Below are 16,620 nucleotides of genomic sequence, written 5' to 3' on the forward strand. Positions count from 1 at the left end.
CGGCCCGACCCGGAACGGGGCCGGGACCATCGGCACGAAAGGATGACCTATCCCCATGAATCAGCAACGGAACCGGTCAATACCCGCCATCGCCGACCAGCTCAATTCCGCCATTGCGCATCAGGACGCGGGCCGCGCCAAGGCGGCGGAGGCCGGGTTCCATGCCGTGCTGGTCCAAGACCCCGACCATGGGGAAGCGCTGCATCGGCTGGGCGTTCTGCATCTGCAGGCGGGCGATTATGCGCAGGCGGCGCAGTCGCTGGCGGCGGCGGTCACGGCCGAACCCGACAAGCCGGTCCATCATTGCAATCTGGCCAGCGCGCTTCGCCGGCTGGGCAGGCTACAGGAGGCACTGGCCGCAGCGCTGCAGGCCCTGCGACTGGCGCCGGACTTTGCCGACGGCTATCTCAACCTCGTCAATATCCTGGATCAGATGCAGCGCTATGGCGATGCCATCGCCGCACAGCGCCAGCTGATCACCCTGCGCCCCTATTCCGCGGAGGCGCGGTTGCAACTGGCGCGACTGCTGATCCTGGACAATCAGGCCGAAGCGGCGGTCGAGGCGCTATACGACCTGCTGGGCATGCAGCCCTTGTCGGTCCATGCCTATACTAACATGGGTGTCGCCCTGCGGCGGCTCGGGCGGCTGGATGATGCCATCGCCGCCTACCGCACGGCCCTGGGTTTCGCGCCCGGCGATGCCGGCCTGCTGTCCAACCTGGGCATCGTGCTGCAGGATCAGGATCGCTATCCAGAGGCCATGGATTGCTTCCGGCGCGCGCTGGCCCGCCAGCCGGACAGCGCCACCACCCATCTGAACCTCTCCGTCGCCTATCGGGAGGAGATGAAGATCGACCTGTCTGTGGCCAGCGCGCGCGAGGCGGTGCGCCATGATCCGGACCTGGCCGCCGCCCATACCGCCCTGGCCGTCGGCCTGCTGATGCAGGGCGACTATGGGGAAGGACTGGCTGAGTATGAATGGCGCAGCCGCATGCAGGATTTCCCCTCCCCCCGGCGGGACTTTGCCTCGCCGGCCTGGGACGGGTCTGATATGGCCGGCCGCACCCTGGTCGTGCATGACGAACAGGGCGTGGGCGACGCGCTGCAGTTCGTGCGCTATATCCCCGTGCTGCAGGCACGCGGCATCGATGTCGTGCTGGAATGCAACAGCCAGCTTGTCCGCCTGCTGGGCCGGATGCCGGACGCAGGAAGGGTGGTCAGCCGGTTCCAGCCCCTGCCGCCCCATGACGCGCATGTGTCGCTGCTGTCCCTGCCGCATATCCTGGGCGCGCGGATCGACAATGTGCCGGCCCAGGTCCCCTATCTGGGAACGGAGCCGGACCTGACAGCCCACTGGGCGGACAGGCTGTCGGCGTTCACAGGCCTGAAGGTTGGCCTGGTCTGGGCCGGCAATCCGGAATTCAAGGCTGACCGGCTGCGCTCCCCCGGCCTCAAGGCATTCCGCCCGCTGCTGGACGTGCCGGGCGTGTCCTTCTTCGGCTTGCAGAAGGGACCGGGGCGCAAGGACCTGGAGAGTATCGGGCCGCTGCCGTCCAGCTTCACCGATCTCGGGCCCGAGATCGCGGACTTCGCTGATACCGCTGCCATCATGGCCAATCTGGACCTGATCATCACCTCCTGCACCGGCCCGGCGCATCTGGCGGGCGGGCTGGGGCGGCCGACCTGGACGGTGCTGCCCTTCTCCCCGGACTGGCGCTGGCTGGCCTGGGGGGAGGAGACCTTCTGGTATCCGACCATGCGCCTGTTCCGTCAGGATGCGCGCGGCGACTGGACCCCGGTGGTGGCACGGGTGGCGCAAGCCCTGGCGGGCGCTACGTCCACGCCACGAACGGCTTGATGCCGCCGGTTTCCATGTCGGGTTCCACACACAGGCGGGCGTTTTCGTTCAGGCGGGCGGCCAGTTGGCTGAAGCCGCTGGCAGCACTGACGCCGACAATGTCGGCCTGGGTCAGCACATGGAAATCCTGCAGGAATTCCAGCCCCGGCCAGGCCGGCCCGGCATCCTGCAGGGTCACCGGCCGGAATTCACGAAATGCGGCGCGCACCGCCGGGATATCGTCGCTGGCCAGGTACAGCACCGGCCTGTCCAGCGTCGGCCACAATTCGCGCAGCCAGTCCACATAGGTCTGGGTCTCGGTGATCGGATAGCCGAAGCGCAGGAAATCACCACGCCGGATATGGATGGCGACCACCGTGTTGCCCACGGCCCTCAGCGCCGCCACCGGCGGGTCGATCCATGGCGCCCATTGCGGGCGCGGACGCAGCCAGGACCGCACCCGGTCGCGGAATTCCAGCGGATAGTCGAAAAGGAACAGCGGCGACAGCGCATCGCGGTCGATGACGGGCTGCCCCTGCCGCTCGCCCGTGACGAAGCCGTTCAGCGCCCGCCGGCAAAAGGGCCAGGGCAGCAGCGGGCCGCTGGGCGCAGGGTCGTCCAACTCGAAATAGGCGCCACCCACCCAGTCCGGCGTCTCCAGCACGCAGCCATGCTTTTCCGCGTAAAGCCGCAGCAGCACATATTCCAGAACATTGTGCGCGAACCGCCCCCGGTTGCCGAGCGTGCTGGAGGTCAGGCGTGGCCGCACCGGGTCCGGGTTGGCCGGACGCCGCCAATGCCAGCCCTGCTGCCGGCGGGTACGCTCCAGCGCGGCCAGCGAGCGGATGGTGAACATCCAGCAATTGTCACTGCGCAGATCTTCCAGCCGGGCAAAGGCGGCGGCGGCATCGCCATCGGCCAGGTCAAGCGCGGCCAGGGCCGTGCGGCATTCCACCGGATAGACCCGGCCGGCCAGGGGGGCAGTCTCCAACCAGGTGAAATTGGCCCGCGCCTCCGCCTGCCGGCCGCCGCGCACCAGCAGAAGGTGGAGATATTCCAGGCAGGCGGAAACGTCGGTACCGGACAGGGGCAGATAGGTCAGCATGGCCGCCTCCGCCTCTGCGTCCCGTCCCTGGTCCACCAGCACCGCGACCACACGCGCCCGCGCCCCGGGCAGCCCCAGCCGTTCGGACCGTCGATAGCAGACCAGTGCCCCGTCCAGGTCGGCCAGACGATAGCGCAGGTTGCCCAGGTTGAACCACAGTTCCGGCAGACCGGGCGACAGGCTGATCGCCCGCTCCAGCGCTGCCGCCGCCCCCGCCATCTCCCCCAGTTCCAGCAGCGCGTTGCCCAGGCTCATCAAAGCGGGCACGAAGTCGGGCTGCAGCGACAGGGCCTGGCGCAAGCAGGTGATCGCTTCCGCGATCCGGTCGTCCTGGCGCAGCAGCAGGGCCAGGCTATGGTGGATCACCGCCTGGTCGGGCGCCACCCGCAGGGCCCGGCGCAGGGCCCGGATGGCGGCGGCACGCCCGGCCCCGCCATGGCCGGCCAATGCACCCCCCAGCCCCTGCCAGGCCACCGGATGCGACGGGTCCAGCACCAGGGCGGCACGCCATTGCACCTGTGCCGCACCGACATCGCCCTGTACCGACAGCATGTTGGCCAGGTTCAGGCGCGCCTGCACATTGTCCGGCGCGTGGACCAGGGCCTGGCGGACAAGCGCCACTCCCTGGTCCAGCCGCCCCGCCTGCCGCTCCGTCAGACCCAGCAGGTGCAGGGCATCGGCATTGGTCGGGTCGCTCGCCAGCAACCGGCGATAGGCCGCCGCCGCCCGGTCCATGCGGCCGGCGCGATGGTCGGCCAGGGCCGCGTCCAGAAGCTCAGATGTTGTTTTCATTCGACAGATCGACGGCCCCATGGCGGAAGGGCACCCAGTCCTTCTGATCGGACCGGTATTGCAGGCCATAGGGCGATTTCAGGAATATCTTATCGCGCTGCGGACTTTCGCGCAGCGTGCGCTCCTGGTCCACCAGGGGGGATGGGGCGAACACCTTCTCCCAGATTTCTGCCGGCTCCACGGCACGGCCCGCCTTCTTCACATATTCCTGGGCGGCGTCGCTCAGCTGCCAGCTGCTCTCGACCATGTCGTAATAACCCATGACCTTCTCTCCTTAGAAGCTGCCGCGACCGGCTGACAGATACAGGAACCCGCTTAGGCCCCGCAAGTTTTGGCGGTGGCCCGCCTGGCGCGGGCCAGTTCCCGCAACGCCTCCACCGCCGCCTCGAACACCGGTTCCCAATCCTGGTCGTCGGTCTGGCGGAACAGCCGCATGCTGGGATACCAGGGCGTGCCCATGGCCCGGTCGCCATAGACCCAATAGGGCATGTACTGCACCAGGTTCCAGATGGGCGTGCCCAGCGAACCCGCCAGATGGGCGGTGGAACTGTCGGTCATGATGACCAGATCCAGCTTCTCCAGCATGGCGGCGGTATCGGCAAAATCCTGGATATGGGGCCCGAGCGGCGTGACCAGCAGGCGCGAGGACAGCTGCTCCAGCTGCTCCTCCGGCGGGCCCTTCTGCAGGCTGTACAGCCGCACGCCGGGCACCGTGCCGAAGCGCAGGAAGCGTGACAGGCCGGTGGCGCGCCGCGCATTGTCGGCGAAGGTGACACGACCCGACCAGATGATGCCCACGCGCAGGGTCCCCGGCTCCCCCGGCCCCAGCAGGCGCGCCGCCTTGGTCCGCGCATCGGGCGGGATATGCAGCTTCACCGGCGGCGGCACCGTGCCGAAACGGGTGCCGCACAGGAAAGGCAGGCTCATCTGCGACGCCTGGACATCGAAATCGGGAAAATCCGATCCGGCCGGCACGAATTCATCCACCGGCAGCCCACCCAGCACGCGGCGCAGTTCCGGATGGCATTCGAACAGGATGCGTCCACCGCGCGCCTTGACCATCTCCACATAGCGGGCCGCCATCAGCGTGTCGCCGAACCCCTGTTCGGTGGACAGGAAGATGCGCCGCCCGTCCAGCGGGCCACCGTCCCAGGCCTTGCCCGGCGTCGGTCGCGTGCGGTAGCTGGCGATGTGGCGGCGGGATTCATAATCCTTGAACCCCTGCTCATAATCGCCGACCTGCAACAGCGTCAGCGCCCGTTCCCAGCGCAGGGCGTGGGAGGTCGGGTCCGCCGCCAGCGCCTTGTCCAGCATCAGCAGCGCTTCGCGATAGGATGCCGCCTTGCGCTTGCCGATCAGGGCGTTGAACAGCAGCTGTGGATTGTCAGGCAGCAGGCGCATGGCCTGGGCATGGGCCTGGCCCGCCTCCTCATGCCGGCCGGTATCGGTCAGCAGATTGCCCAGGTTGGACCAGATGCCGGCATTGCCGGGATCGAACTCCAGCCCCCGGTAATGGCAGATCACCGCCTCATCCGTGCGGCCCATCCGCCGCAGCAGGATGCCCAGCGTACTCCACGCCCCGCCATCGCGCGGGTTGGCGCGCAGAAGGTCCTCCGTCGCGCGCAACGCCTGCTCGTCACCGCCGGCCGATGGCGCCGCGGCGACGGGCAGGGGGGGTGCGGGTGCCGGTTTGGGCGCCGCGGCCGGCGGTGCTGCCGGCTGGGGCGATGGGGCGGCGGCTTTGCGCTTCTTGGCTGTCGTCACGGTGCTTGGGCTCTCGCGGGGGAACGGCCCCTGACCTACCAGGCGAAACGGACCTGGGCGGTCAGGGCGTGCTGGGTGCGGTGGTCGCTCAGCTCCGCATCATAGCGTGCCGACACGCGCATGTTGTCGGCAATTTCCATTGTCAATCCGCCACCCAGCACGGCCGTGTCACGGCCAGGATTCGCCGCGATGATGGTGAAGGACTGGCCCAGCAGCGTCTGGCTTGTGCTATAGCCCGGCTTGGACAGATCATGCTCCCAGCGGGCCGACAGTTCCGGCACCAGGGTGCCGCCGCCATCCAGCGCCACCGGATGGGTGAAGCGCACGCCGAACCCGCCGCGCAGGTCGCCATGCTTGTCATCGGCCACCGACAGGTTGAAAATGTCGGCACCGGCTTCCGTGAAGCCGTCGGCGTCACTGCCATCATAGCGCAGGAAGGCGCTGGGGGTCAGAAGGGCGCCGCCCAGGTCCAGGCGGTACCCGGCCTCGACCCCGGCGCCGATGGTCTTGCCATCGGTCTTGGCCGTCGCGGTGCGGGTCTGGGTACCGATGGTGAAGGCGCGGCTGGTCTGGTAATCGCTGAAGGTCAGGCTGACCTGCGCATCCACGAACAGCGCATCCTGGGTCCAGCCCAGGTAATTGCCGACATAATAGCTGTCGATCATGGCCCGGCCGCTGTCATTCCGGCCGGTCAACCGGCTGTCGGCGTAACCGGCGGCGACACCGACGCGCAATTCATCGGTGCTCAGGCCATAATCAATGCCGGCCAGACCGCCGGCCACCCGGTGGCGGAAGCCGGGATTGTTGCCGTCGCTGCTGGTGCGCGCCCTGTTGCCGAAGGCACGGCCCCAGACGTTCCAGCCCTGGCCGCCGCCATGCAGGCCGCCCTGACGCGTGGTCACCATATTGCCGAAGCCGCGGCTGACATCCACCGCCGCCAGCGGCAGGTTGGCATTGAACTCACCCGACATCGCACCCAATGCGCCCGGCAGAGCGCTGATGCCCAGGGGCAGCAAGGCGTTCAGCACCGGCTGCACCGCCGGGTTGCCGGCCGCTTCCAGCGCGTCCACGGCGGCACCGGCCGCCGCCTGATTGACGGTCAGGCCCGCCAGCCCGCGATAGGAGGCGGGGCCGACATAGAGATCGACACTGTTGGCGCTGTAGAGCGCCATGATACGGCTGCCCGTGGGCAGACCGGCCGTGGGCTGGGTGATGCTGGCGAAGGTGCCGTTGACCCCGCCCTCGGCCTGCACCACACCCGCCAGGCGCTGGCCCAGGGTCAGGGTATAGCTGTTGGTGCCCTGCACTTCTTCGGACGAATAGGTCAGGCCGCGCAGCACCGGGGTCAGCGTCACGCCCGTGCCGATCGTATAAGCATTGCCGGCGCCGGTGACGATGACGCGGGAATAATTGCCGGCACCATTGGCCGTACCCGCCCCGTCAATCTCGATCACCAGGCCGCTATTGGCCTGCTGGGTGACGGGGCCGGCAAAGGTCAGCGTGCCCGGCGAATTGCCGGGGCGCAACGTGCCGGCGATGGTGGTGGCGCCGACAATGCGGCCATTGCCGCGCAACGTGCCCTGCGCGCCCACCGTCACCGGGGCGGTCACCACGCTGTTGACGTAAAGGCCGCCATTCTCCACCAGCACCGTGCCGCCCGTCAGGCCGCCGGTGATGTTGGCCTGCCCGCCGCTGCGCACCGCGAAAGTGCCGCCGGCATTGGCGATGGCGCCGGAGAACAGGGTACGGCCGCTGGTGGCGACGACCAGCGTGCCCAGGTTGGTGATGCTGCTGGACATCGTCCCCCGGCCGGAACCGGTCAGGGTGAAGGGCGTGGCAGCGGCAGCGGTATTGATGATGCTGCCCGACAGCGCGATGTTCTGGCCGCCATTGTCCAGCGTGCCGCCATTGGTGCCGACGTTCAGCGCCAGGGAAACGGGCTGGTTCGGTTGGGTGCCGAGCGCACCGGGCGAACCGGGGCGCAACGTGCCGCCATCGAAGGTCAGCGTACGCGTGCCCGACAGGTTGGTACCCAGGCCGGCCGCGTCGTCGGTGGTATAGAAGGTCTGGTTCTTGTCGATGACGGCACCCAGGTTGCCGGACACGTTGGGCGTGCAGGTCGGGCAGAGCGTCACGACGACATTGTCGATATTCTGGGCGGCACCCAGGCTGTCGGCCACAAAGCGCAGGATCGCCTCGCCACTGAAGGCCTGGACGTTGAAGCTGTAGGTGACCCAGCCCGTGGGCGGGGCGCTGTCGCCGACATAGTCGAAGATCTTGGCGTCGCCGAAATAGGCCGTCAGGCCCTGGCCGCCGTCGCTCTTATACTGGAAGGTGACGTTATAGCGGGCACCCACGCCTGTGGTCACCGCCTGGCTGAGCGTATTGGTGGAGAACAGGAATTCCGCGCTGTAGCCGCCACCGTTGGAGCCTGTGCCCGCACGCAGGCCGGCCGGATCGCTGCTGGTCCAATAGGCGAAGGCGGCGACATCCGTTCCCGTCTCCATCGACAGGCTTTCAAAGTCGCCATTGCACACCAGGGCGGTGCCGTTGCAACTGGCCGCATCGGCCTTCAGGGTGGCGACGGGGATCACCACGGACATCAGCAGGGCAGCCTTGATGCTGACCATGGCCGCTGGCCGATTTGCGAAACCACTCATGTTCCTGCCTCTCCCAAAGATTAACCGTATTTAAACAGCGCAACAACAAAGGTGAATGAGTATCCAAACACCAATCGGCCAGTAGCCGGCAAAAGGCACCTATACCGCACAATCCACGGAAATGCTTATCATTTCATGAAATCTATTGTGGCTAGCCCATAAACTTAAGGCTAGCCAAGGCTAAGGCGGATTGCGTAATCCGTGCCATCACGCCTTCCCAGTCCCCGTTGGCCTGCGAACGGAACATACGCACGCAGTCATACCAGCATGTCCGCTCCGGATGCGCCAGCCAGCGCCAGTCGGCCAGCCAGGGCAGCGCCAGGAAGGCGGTTTTTCCCATGGCGCCGGCGACATGGATCATGGCGCTGTCGCAGCTGACCACCAGGTCCAGATTGGCAATGATGGCGGCACTGTCGATGAAGCTGCCATGGGTCCGTTCGCGCTCGGCATCGGGAAAGCGGGTGATATTGAGCGGCCCGGCCAGGGCAGCCAGCTGATCCAGGCCCACATCCTGCTGAAGGTTGAACAGCCGGATCCCCGGCACGGCCGCCAGCCGGGCGAAGGCCGCAAGCGGGATGGAACGGTCGGCCCCGGCTGCCTGCCAGTTGATGCCGACCTTGAAGCCATGCGCCCCGATCCGCTGCCCCCAGGCGGCCACCCGGTCGGCGGGGGGGTACAGATAGGCTGCATGCGCCCCTGGCACCGTGTCCGGCGTGCTGGCGCACAGGCCCGGCAGACTCATCAGGGGCGCGTGGCAGTCGGCCGGCGGCAGCGGCTCCCCATGGCCGATCAGCTGGTCGATATCCGGCACGCAGCCCAGGATGTCGCGCATCGTGGGCTGGCATTCGAACAGGGTCCGCGCGCCCTGCCGCTTCAGGACGCCCATATAGCGGATGAATTGCAGCGTATCGCCCAGGCCCTGCTCGAAATGCACCAGGATGGTCTTGCCCGCCAGCGACGATCCGTCCCAACGGGGAATGCCGGGAACGCCGCGCCGCCAGCCCCAGGCCGCCTGCCGGTCACGCCAATCGTAATGCGGCCAGCCTTCGCGCCAGTTGCCCTGGGCGATCAGGCAGGCCCCCAGATTCTTGTGATATTCGGCGGTATCGGGCTCCAGCCGCACGGCCCGCCGGTACCAGTGCCCGGCCTCCAGCGCCCTTGCCTGCCAACGCAGGGCCCCGGCCAGATTGTTGGCCACCGCCCCGGTACCGGGGTCCAGCACCAGGGCCATACGATAGGCCCGTTCCGCCGCCGCATATCGTTCCAGCGCCATAAGGGCATTGCCCAACCGGAAGGCCGCGTCGGGATAATCCGGCTGCAAGACCAGCAGCCGCGACAGCATCTCCGCCGCCGCCTCATGGTCTCCGTGTCCCGCCAGCAGGCTGCCCAGCCGGAACAGCGTATTCGGATGGCCGGGGCGCAGTTGATCCACTTGCACCAGGATGGACAGCGCCTCGCCGCCGCGCCCCGCATCCTCCAGCGCGATGCCCAGGTTGAACAGGATGGAAGGATGGCCAGGGCACAGGCGCGCGGCCTGGGCGAAATGGGCGATGGCCGCGTCCAGCCGTCCGGCAGCATGGGCCTCCGCCCCTGCCGCCACCTGCTGACGCACGCCATCATCGACCATGGCCAGCCCCTTGCCCGCGATCCCCCTTCATGCATATGGGCTGACAAGCAGCTTGGCAATGCCGGTCCCGCCCGCCATGTTCACGCAACACAGCAACAGGAAAGCGTTGTCTTGACCCCGCCCTCTCCCACCGACCTGCTGCGGGCCGCGATGGGCGCCTATCACCAGGGCCGCATGGCGGAAGCGGAAGATTTGTGCCGTGCCATCCTGCGCGCGGCGCCCGCCGATATCGGCGGGTTGTTCCTGCTGGCCGTGCTACGCATGGCGGCCGGCGACGCGGACGGGGCCGCCCGGCTGTTCCAGTCCGTGCTGGTCCTGGACCCGGCCATCGCCGATGCCCATGGCAACCTGGCGATGATCCGGAAGCAGCAAGGCCATCTGGCAGAGGCCGAATCCCTGTTCGACCACGCCGCGGCCCTGGCACCGGACAATGCCGGCTGGCGGGTGGGCCGGTCCATGCTGCGACTGGACAAGCCGGCGCAGGCGGCCCGCGATTTCCAATGTGCCCTGGTGGTGGAGCCGGCATCGGCCACAGCATGGCGCGGGCTGGGGCTGGCCCGCCGCCGGGGTGGCGATCCGGTGGGTGCCGCCGCCGCCTTCGACCGGGCCTTCCGCATCGATCCCACACTCGACCTTGCCGATGGGGAGGCGTTCGCCAGCCGCCTGGACGCCGCCGACTGGCGCGATTATGACGCCTGCTGCCAGCGGCTGGAACGGCGCATCGACCAGGGCGGGGCCGTGCTGCCGCTGCTGACCCAATGGATCGGCATCGACCCGGCGCGGCAGCGGCGGGCGGCGGAAATCATCTTTCGCCAGCAGGTCACCCCAGCACCGCCCCCCGTATTATCGGCCACCGGCAAGGGCGATGGACGGCTGACCGTAGCCTATCTCTCCGCCGATTTCCACGAACACGCCACCGCCTACCTGATCGCCGAACTGTTCGAACGGCATGACCGGGGGCGTTTCCGCGTCCTGGCCGGCTGCTACAGCCGGGAGGATGACAGCCCCATCCGCCGGCGCATTCGCGGGGCGGTGGATGGCTTCCAGTCCCTGCATGGCCTCGACACGGCCCAGGTGGCGGGCTGGGCGGCGGCACAGGGCATCGATATCCTGATCGATCTGAAGGGTTTCACGGCAGGCGCCCGGCTGGACCTGCTGTCGCGGCGGATGGCGCCGGTGCAGGTGGCCTATCTGGGCTATCCCGGCACGATGGGCGGCGGACCGCTGGATTACGTGATCGGCGACCCGGTGGTGACTCCGGCCGGCGATCAGCCCTTCTTTCATGAGAAGATCGTCATCCTGCCCGACAGCTATCAGGTTAATGACCGGCACCGGCCCCTGCCCGCCGGCATCGGCCGCACCGCCCTGGGCCTGCCGGCGTCGGGCATCGTCCTGGGGGCGCTGCATCCGCCCCGGAAGCTCAATCCGCACATGTTCGCCTGCTGGATGCGGCTGTTGCGCGCCGTGCCCGACGCCTGCCTCTATCTGCACGATCCGCAGGCGGCCGCCGCGCCCAACCTGCGCCGGGCGGCAGGGATGGCCGGGGTGGACCCGGCCCGGCTGGTCTTCGCGGGCTCCACCTCGCTGGCGGACCACCTGGCCCGGTACCGCGCCATTGACCTCTGCCTGGACAGTTTCCCCTACACGGGCCACACCACGACGTCGGATGCGCTATGGATGGGGGTGCCCGTGGTCACGCGCAGAGGCGACGGCTTCGCGGCACGCGTGTCGGCCAGCCTGCTGCGCGCCGTGGGCCTGCCGGAACTGGTCACGGATGATCTGGCGGGGTACGAGGCCTTGGCCCTGTCGCTGGCCCGCGATGCGGAGCGGCTGGCCCGGCTGAAGGCACATCTGGAAGCCGTGCGCGCCACCGCCCTGCTGTTCGATACGCCGCGCATCACCCGGCATCTGGAAACCGCCTACCGCATGATGTGGGACCGCCACACCGCCGGTCTGCCCCCGCAGGGTTTCAGCGTTCCGCCGCAAGCCTGACCAGGGCGTCCCGCACCCGGCCCATCACCGGCGCCCAGTCGCCCACATTCTCCTGCCGGAACAATGTCATGGACGGATACCAGACCGTCTCCGTCCCGCTTTCCCGCCAGCGCCAATCGGCATTCAACGGCAGGATGGTCCAGACGGGCCGACCCAGCGCCCCGGCCAGATGTGCCGGTGCCGTGCAGGAACTGATGACCAGATCCAGATTTTCCATGATGGCAGCCGTATCGGCGAAATCGTCGATCTCCGGCCCCAGGTCGGTGAACTTGTCCCCCAGCCGCCCCGCCAGCCGTTCCAGGTCCCCCCGCCCCCCGCCCTTCTGCAGGGCGAAGAACCGCACGCCCGGCACGTCCAGCAGCCCCAGCATGGATGCCAGCCCCGGCGACCGCCGCCGGTCGTCGCGGAATTGCGGATTGCCGGCCCAGACCAGCCCGACCTTCAGTTCCCGCACACCGTCCAGCCGCGCCGCCCAGCGGGCCGACAGCGCCGGTTCGGCCGACAGGTAGGGTCCTTGCCGTTCAATCTCCTCCCCCAGCCGATGCGGCAGGCTCAGCAACGGGGCATGGACATCGTGCGGCGGCAGAGGCTGACCCGTGGCCACGACAGCGGCCACGCCGGACAGGCTGGCGAACAGGCGAACCAGGGGCCTGGCGCATGCCACAATGATCCTGGCGCCGCGCGCCGCCAGCAGCGGCGCGTAGCGCGCGAACTGGATGCCGTCGCCCAGCCCCTGCTCATCATGCAGCAGCAGGGTCAGCCCCGCCGGATCACCGCCTGGCCAGGCGGGCGACGGATACGCATGCCTGGGTGCCTTGAATTCCCGCAGCTTCGTGCGCCATTCATAGGCGGCGAAGCCGGCCCGCATCTGCCCCTTCAGCAGCAGGCAATTGCCCAGCAGCGTATTGGCCTCCGCATGGTCGGGATCGGCGGCCAGCGCCTTATGGCAATAGCCCATGGCCGCGTCGATGCGGTTCTGGTTGCGCAGCACCAGGGCGATGTTCAGCCAGGCATCGGCGAAATCGGGCTTCAGCCGGACGGCCCGGCGGAGCCACATCATGGCCTCGTCATCGCGCTCCCCCGTCTGTGACAGGGACAGGCCCAGATTGTTCAGCACCGCCGCCTCGGCGGGCATCAGCACCAGGGCGCGATGATAGCTGGCGATGGCCTCCTCGAACCGGCGCAGATTCTTCAGCACCACGCCCAGATTGGCATGGACGCGGCCATCCTCGGGCGTCAGGCGCAGCAGGTCGCGCCAGACCGTTTCCGCCTCCGCCTCCCGGTTCAGCACCATCAGCGACGTGCCCAGCAGGAACCGCTGAAACCGGCTGTCGGGCGCCAGGTCGATATGGCGCCGTAGCGGTTCCAGCGCGCCCTCATGGTCCTTCAGGTCCAGCAGCACGCTGGCCAGATTGTGATGCGCCATGTCCAGGTCGGGATCGATCAGCACCGCCTCCCGCCCCGCGATCACCGCCTGGTCCAGCCGCCCCAACTGCCGCAGCGCCGCACACAGGTTGGAAAACGCCACCGCATCGCCATGCCGCTGGCGCAGCGACCGGGCCAACAACGTCACCGCCGCTTGGGCATCGCCCCGCATCAGCACCAGCACGCCCAGCGCATGCAGGGCGGACGGGTCCTCCGGCCTGACCTCCAGAAGGGCGCGGAAAACGGCCTCCGCCTCCTCCGCCCGGCCCGCATTCTGCAGTGCGATGCCCCGGGCCAGCAGATCGTCGCCGCTCATGCGTCCGTCCCGGGCGCCACCCAGCCCTTGGCGATGAAATCCGGCAGCAGGGCGCGCAGGCTGGCGGGGAAACTGTCATCGATGGGCACGCGGGTCAGGGCCGTCCACATGCCGGGGATGGCCCCTTCCTCGAACCGGCCGGTGGCGAAGAATGTCTCCAGCCGCGCCCGGTTGACGGCGTCGTCCTGGCCGAAGCTGCCGATCATCTCCCGGTGCGCAAACGCGTCCAGCTTGGCCAGGAACCGCTCGATCCCGCCCATCCAGGTGAAATGCCAGCCGGCAGCCGGGATGGGCTGCCCGATATTCTGCTTGGCCAGATAGCGCATATTGTTCGCCCCCACCCGCCGCACCAGCTCATACGGTGCCGCCGCCACCGAGACCCAGGGTTCCGGTGCGCGCAGGTTCAGGAAATAGAGATGGATGTCCAGGTGCGGCGTGAACAGGCTGGGCCCGTCCGGCCCGGCATCGCGCAGGCGGCCCACCATTTCGGGCCGCAGAATCTCGTCGGCATCGCTGATGATCACCATGTCGGCGGGATCCGCACCCGCCAGCCCGCGCAGGATGGCCTGACGCTGGTGCGCTTCCCGCACCCAGGCGAAGCCGCCGGGATCGTCATCGACCACGACATGGATGATCTTGTCGGCATGGGCCGCGAAGCGCGCGCGATTCTGCGCGAAAAACAGCGGCTTGGGCGCGCCGGCATGGGTATAGGCGGCCTCCACCAGCACGAAATGATCGACGACCGGCGACAATTCGGCCAGCCGCAATTCCAGCAGGTCCAGTTCGTTGTAGAACTGGAAGCAATCATAGACCTTGCGCCCCTGCACCGGCGGCGGCGGCAAGGGCGGTGCCTGCGCGCCGGTGGCGTCGAACCAGGCCAGAAACGCGTCATAGCCGCGCAACGTGCCCCACATGGCGGAACGCTCGCCCTCGTCATTGCCGGCCAGATACAGTGATTGTTCGATCTGCCCGATCAGCCCCCTGGCCTCTGCCCGCCAGTCGGGCGCCATGCGGCCATTGGCCCCATCATTCAGCACCGTGCCCAGATTTTCCAGCAGCAGCCGCTGCGACAAGGCCAGCCGCGCCTGGTTGAGGCGCCGGTTGGCCCCTTCCTCCACACCCATCGTCGCCGCCTGACGCAGCAATTCCACCTGCTGCTCCCGCCGCCCCGCCAGCCGATGGCGCGCGGCGATCATGCGCAGCAGCAGGCAACGGCGCAGGCGTCCGTCCGTGGCGGCCGCCGCCTGCCGGGCCAGACTGGCATCCTCCCCCAGGGCGCCGGCGACCAGAACCATGGCGGGGAACAGGCGACCGGCATCCAGCGTCGCCGCCTGTTCGAGGGTTTTCTCTTCCGCCGCCGCCAGCCATCCGGCCAGCATGGCCCGCGTGTGTCGCGCCCCCAGCACGGCGGCACTGTCGATGCGCAGGGCATCGCCCGCCAGTTCCAGCGCCTGGACGCTGTCGCCCAGCCCCTGCGCTGCCATCGCCGCGGCCAGCCGGATGCCCGCATCCTGCGGTGCCGCCCCCGCCACCAGCAGGCAGGCCGCGAGCATCGTGGACATCTCCCCCGCCGCCTGCGCCTGGCCGGCGATATGGCGGGTGGCGGCCACCAGCGGTCCGGCCCATTCCGCCACTGACAGCAGCGGCCACACACTTTGAACCGCCGCCAAGCGCCGTTCCAGCGGGCGTCCATCCTCCCCGGCCGCCACACCGGACAGCAGCGACGCCATCCAGCCCGTCCATTCCACCGGCTGCGGCCCATCTTGCAACTGGATGGCCCGGCCCAGCGACAGCAGCGCGTCGGTGGGCCTTGCCTGGGCCGCCTGCACCTGCATCAGGATGCGCCAGGCGCCGGCATGGGCCGGGTCCAGTTCCAGCACCCGCTCGCACAGGTCCGCCATGGCGTCATGGTCGCCCACCGACGATGGCCGGCGCAGGCGGGCCATCAGGCCATGGATGTCGGCCTTGCCCTCATCCTCTTCCCCCGCCAGCCAGGACAGCCATTGCGCCGCCCGCCGGTCCCAGCCGCCGGCGGCACCGGCCTGATCCAGCTGGGCGCGCAGGTGGCGGCCCGTACCGGCCGGATCATCCCGGCGGCGGCGCAACTCCGCCACCATCGCGTCGGCGAAGCGGGCGGCATGGTCGGCCGGGTCCGGCGGCACGGGCAGCAGCCGGGCGAACCCGGCGGCGGTTTCCGGCAGGGCGCCCAGCCGCGAGGATACGACCAGGCACCCGGCCGCCATCGCCTCCATCATGCTGATGCAGGAGGTCTCGGCATAGCGGTTGGGATAGGCCAGCGCCATCACCCCGCGCAGGGCCTTGGCCAGCGCCGGCTGCGCGACGCTGCCCACATACTCCACGCCCTCTGTCTGCCGGCATCGCTCGTAAAGCCCGGCATAGGGATCGCTGGCCAGCGGCACCTGATAGGGTTCCAGGGAGGAATAGACCCGCAGCATCGTGCCGGGAATGGCATCGCGGATGCGCGGCATCGCCGCCAGCAGCACGTCCAGCCCCCGGAATGGCGTGCTGGTATAGGCCAGGACGGGCGGCCAGGGTTTGGCGGCGGCGATATCGGCATCGTCGGCAAACAAGCCGGCGAAACACGGGGCCGGCGCGTTGCGCAGGATGTGGCAGCGGGCGGGTGCCAGCCTGAACCGGCCGATGAAATCATCGCGCTGCCAGCGGCTGACGAAGATGAACGCGTCCCACAGGCCGGCAATCTCGGGCGCGGACAGGCTGGCGACGCTGGGCTGGTCACCCGCATGCTGGGTCCACAGGACCAGCTTCTGGCGGCTTGTCATCGCGGCGCGCAGATTGCGCACGCTGTCGCCATCGCAACCGCCCATGACCACCAGCACGTCATGCCGGGCAAGCAAGGCCACGGGCATGGTCGCATGGTGGCGGCACATCACGCCATCCACCGCGCCCGGCATGCCGGTGCCATTGATCAGGGTCACGTCCGTCCCGGCCCGCGCTAGGGCCGTGGCCAGATGACAGGCAGCGGACTGCATGCCGCCCAACGGTGCCGCCAGCGGCGTGCGCGGCGTATAGTCGCCGAACGTCGTGTCGAGGAAGGCGAGCTTCATAAGCCTTTGAATCCGA

General features: G+C 68.7%; 9 protein-coding genes. 2 read left to right on the plus strand and 7 right to left on the minus strand.

The window, feature by feature from the left end; genetic code table 11:
- Nucleotides 1-55: 55 nt before the first annotated feature.
- Nucleotides 56-1,858, plus strand: coding sequence for a tetratricopeptide repeat protein (locus AC1Q7F_RS04905; protein ID WP_492504392.1), 1,803 nt, complete (start codon nucleotides 56-58; stop codon nucleotides 1,856-1,858).
- Here the strand turns inward: AC1Q7F_RS04905 and AC1Q7F_RS04910 are convergent.
- From AC1Q7F_RS04910 to AC1Q7F_RS04930, 5 genes are all read right to left on the minus strand, one after another.
- Entirely contained in the window at nucleotides 1,833-3,734 is a 1,902-nt protein-coding gene (locus AC1Q7F_RS04910; RefSeq protein ID WP_492504394.1) for a tetratricopeptide repeat protein, read from the minus strand. The genes AC1Q7F_RS04905 and AC1Q7F_RS04910 overlap by 26 nt on opposite strands.
- Nucleotides 3,718-3,996: a hypothetical protein gene (locus AC1Q7F_RS04915; RefSeq protein ID WP_492504396.1), complete on the minus strand. Its 279-nt coding sequence runs from the start codon at nucleotides 3,994-3,996 to the stop codon at nucleotides 3,718-3,720. Before AC1Q7F_RS04915 ends, AC1Q7F_RS04910 begins: the two co-directional genes overlap by 17 nt.
- Before the next feature lie 53 nt (nucleotides 3,997-4,049).
- Complete coding sequence (locus tag AC1Q7F_RS04920) at nucleotides 4,050-5,498, minus strand: tetratricopeptide repeat protein (protein ID WP_492504398.1); 1,449 nt, start codon at nucleotides 5,496-5,498, stop codon at nucleotides 4,050-4,052.
- A gap of 35 nt (nucleotides 5,499-5,533) precedes the next feature.
- Complete coding sequence (locus AC1Q7F_RS04925; RefSeq protein WP_492504400.1) at nucleotides 5,534-8,158, minus strand: autotransporter outer membrane beta-barrel domain-containing protein; 2,625 nt, start codon at nucleotides 8,156-8,158, stop codon at nucleotides 5,534-5,536.
- Nucleotides 8,159-8,309: 151 nt separating this feature from the next.
- On the minus strand, nucleotides 8,310-9,785 hold the full coding sequence (locus AC1Q7F_RS04930; protein WP_492504402.1) for a tetratricopeptide repeat protein: 1,476 nt from the start codon (nucleotides 9,783-9,785) through the stop codon (nucleotides 8,310-8,312).
- A gap of 111 nt (nucleotides 9,786-9,896) precedes the next feature.
- Between AC1Q7F_RS04930 and AC1Q7F_RS04935 the strand changes: the two genes are divergently transcribed.
- Entirely contained in the window at nucleotides 9,897-11,777 is a 1,881-nt protein-coding gene (locus tag AC1Q7F_RS04935; RefSeq protein ID WP_492504404.1) for an O-linked N-acetylglucosamine transferase, SPINDLY family protein, read from the plus strand.
- On the opposite strand, the gene AC1Q7F_RS04940 is transcribed toward AC1Q7F_RS04935, so the two are convergent.
- Both AC1Q7F_RS04940 and AC1Q7F_RS04945 read right to left on the minus strand, forming a co-directional pair.
- On the minus strand, nucleotides 11,755-13,518 hold the full coding sequence (locus tag AC1Q7F_RS04940; protein ID WP_492504406.1) for a tetratricopeptide repeat protein: 1,764 nt from the start codon (nucleotides 13,516-13,518) through the stop codon (nucleotides 11,755-11,757). The genes AC1Q7F_RS04935 and AC1Q7F_RS04940 overlap by 23 nt on opposite strands.
- Nucleotides 13,515-16,604, minus strand: coding sequence for a glycosyltransferase (locus AC1Q7F_RS04945; protein WP_492504408.1), 3,090 nt, complete (start codon nucleotides 16,602-16,604; stop codon nucleotides 13,515-13,517). The genes AC1Q7F_RS04940 and AC1Q7F_RS04945 overlap by 4 nt, the downstream gene beginning before the upstream one ends.
- Between the last annotated feature and the right edge of the window lie 16 nt (nucleotides 16,605-16,620).

It is taken from the genome of Niveispirillum sp. GW835-FHT14G11 (genome assembly GCF_058793615.1).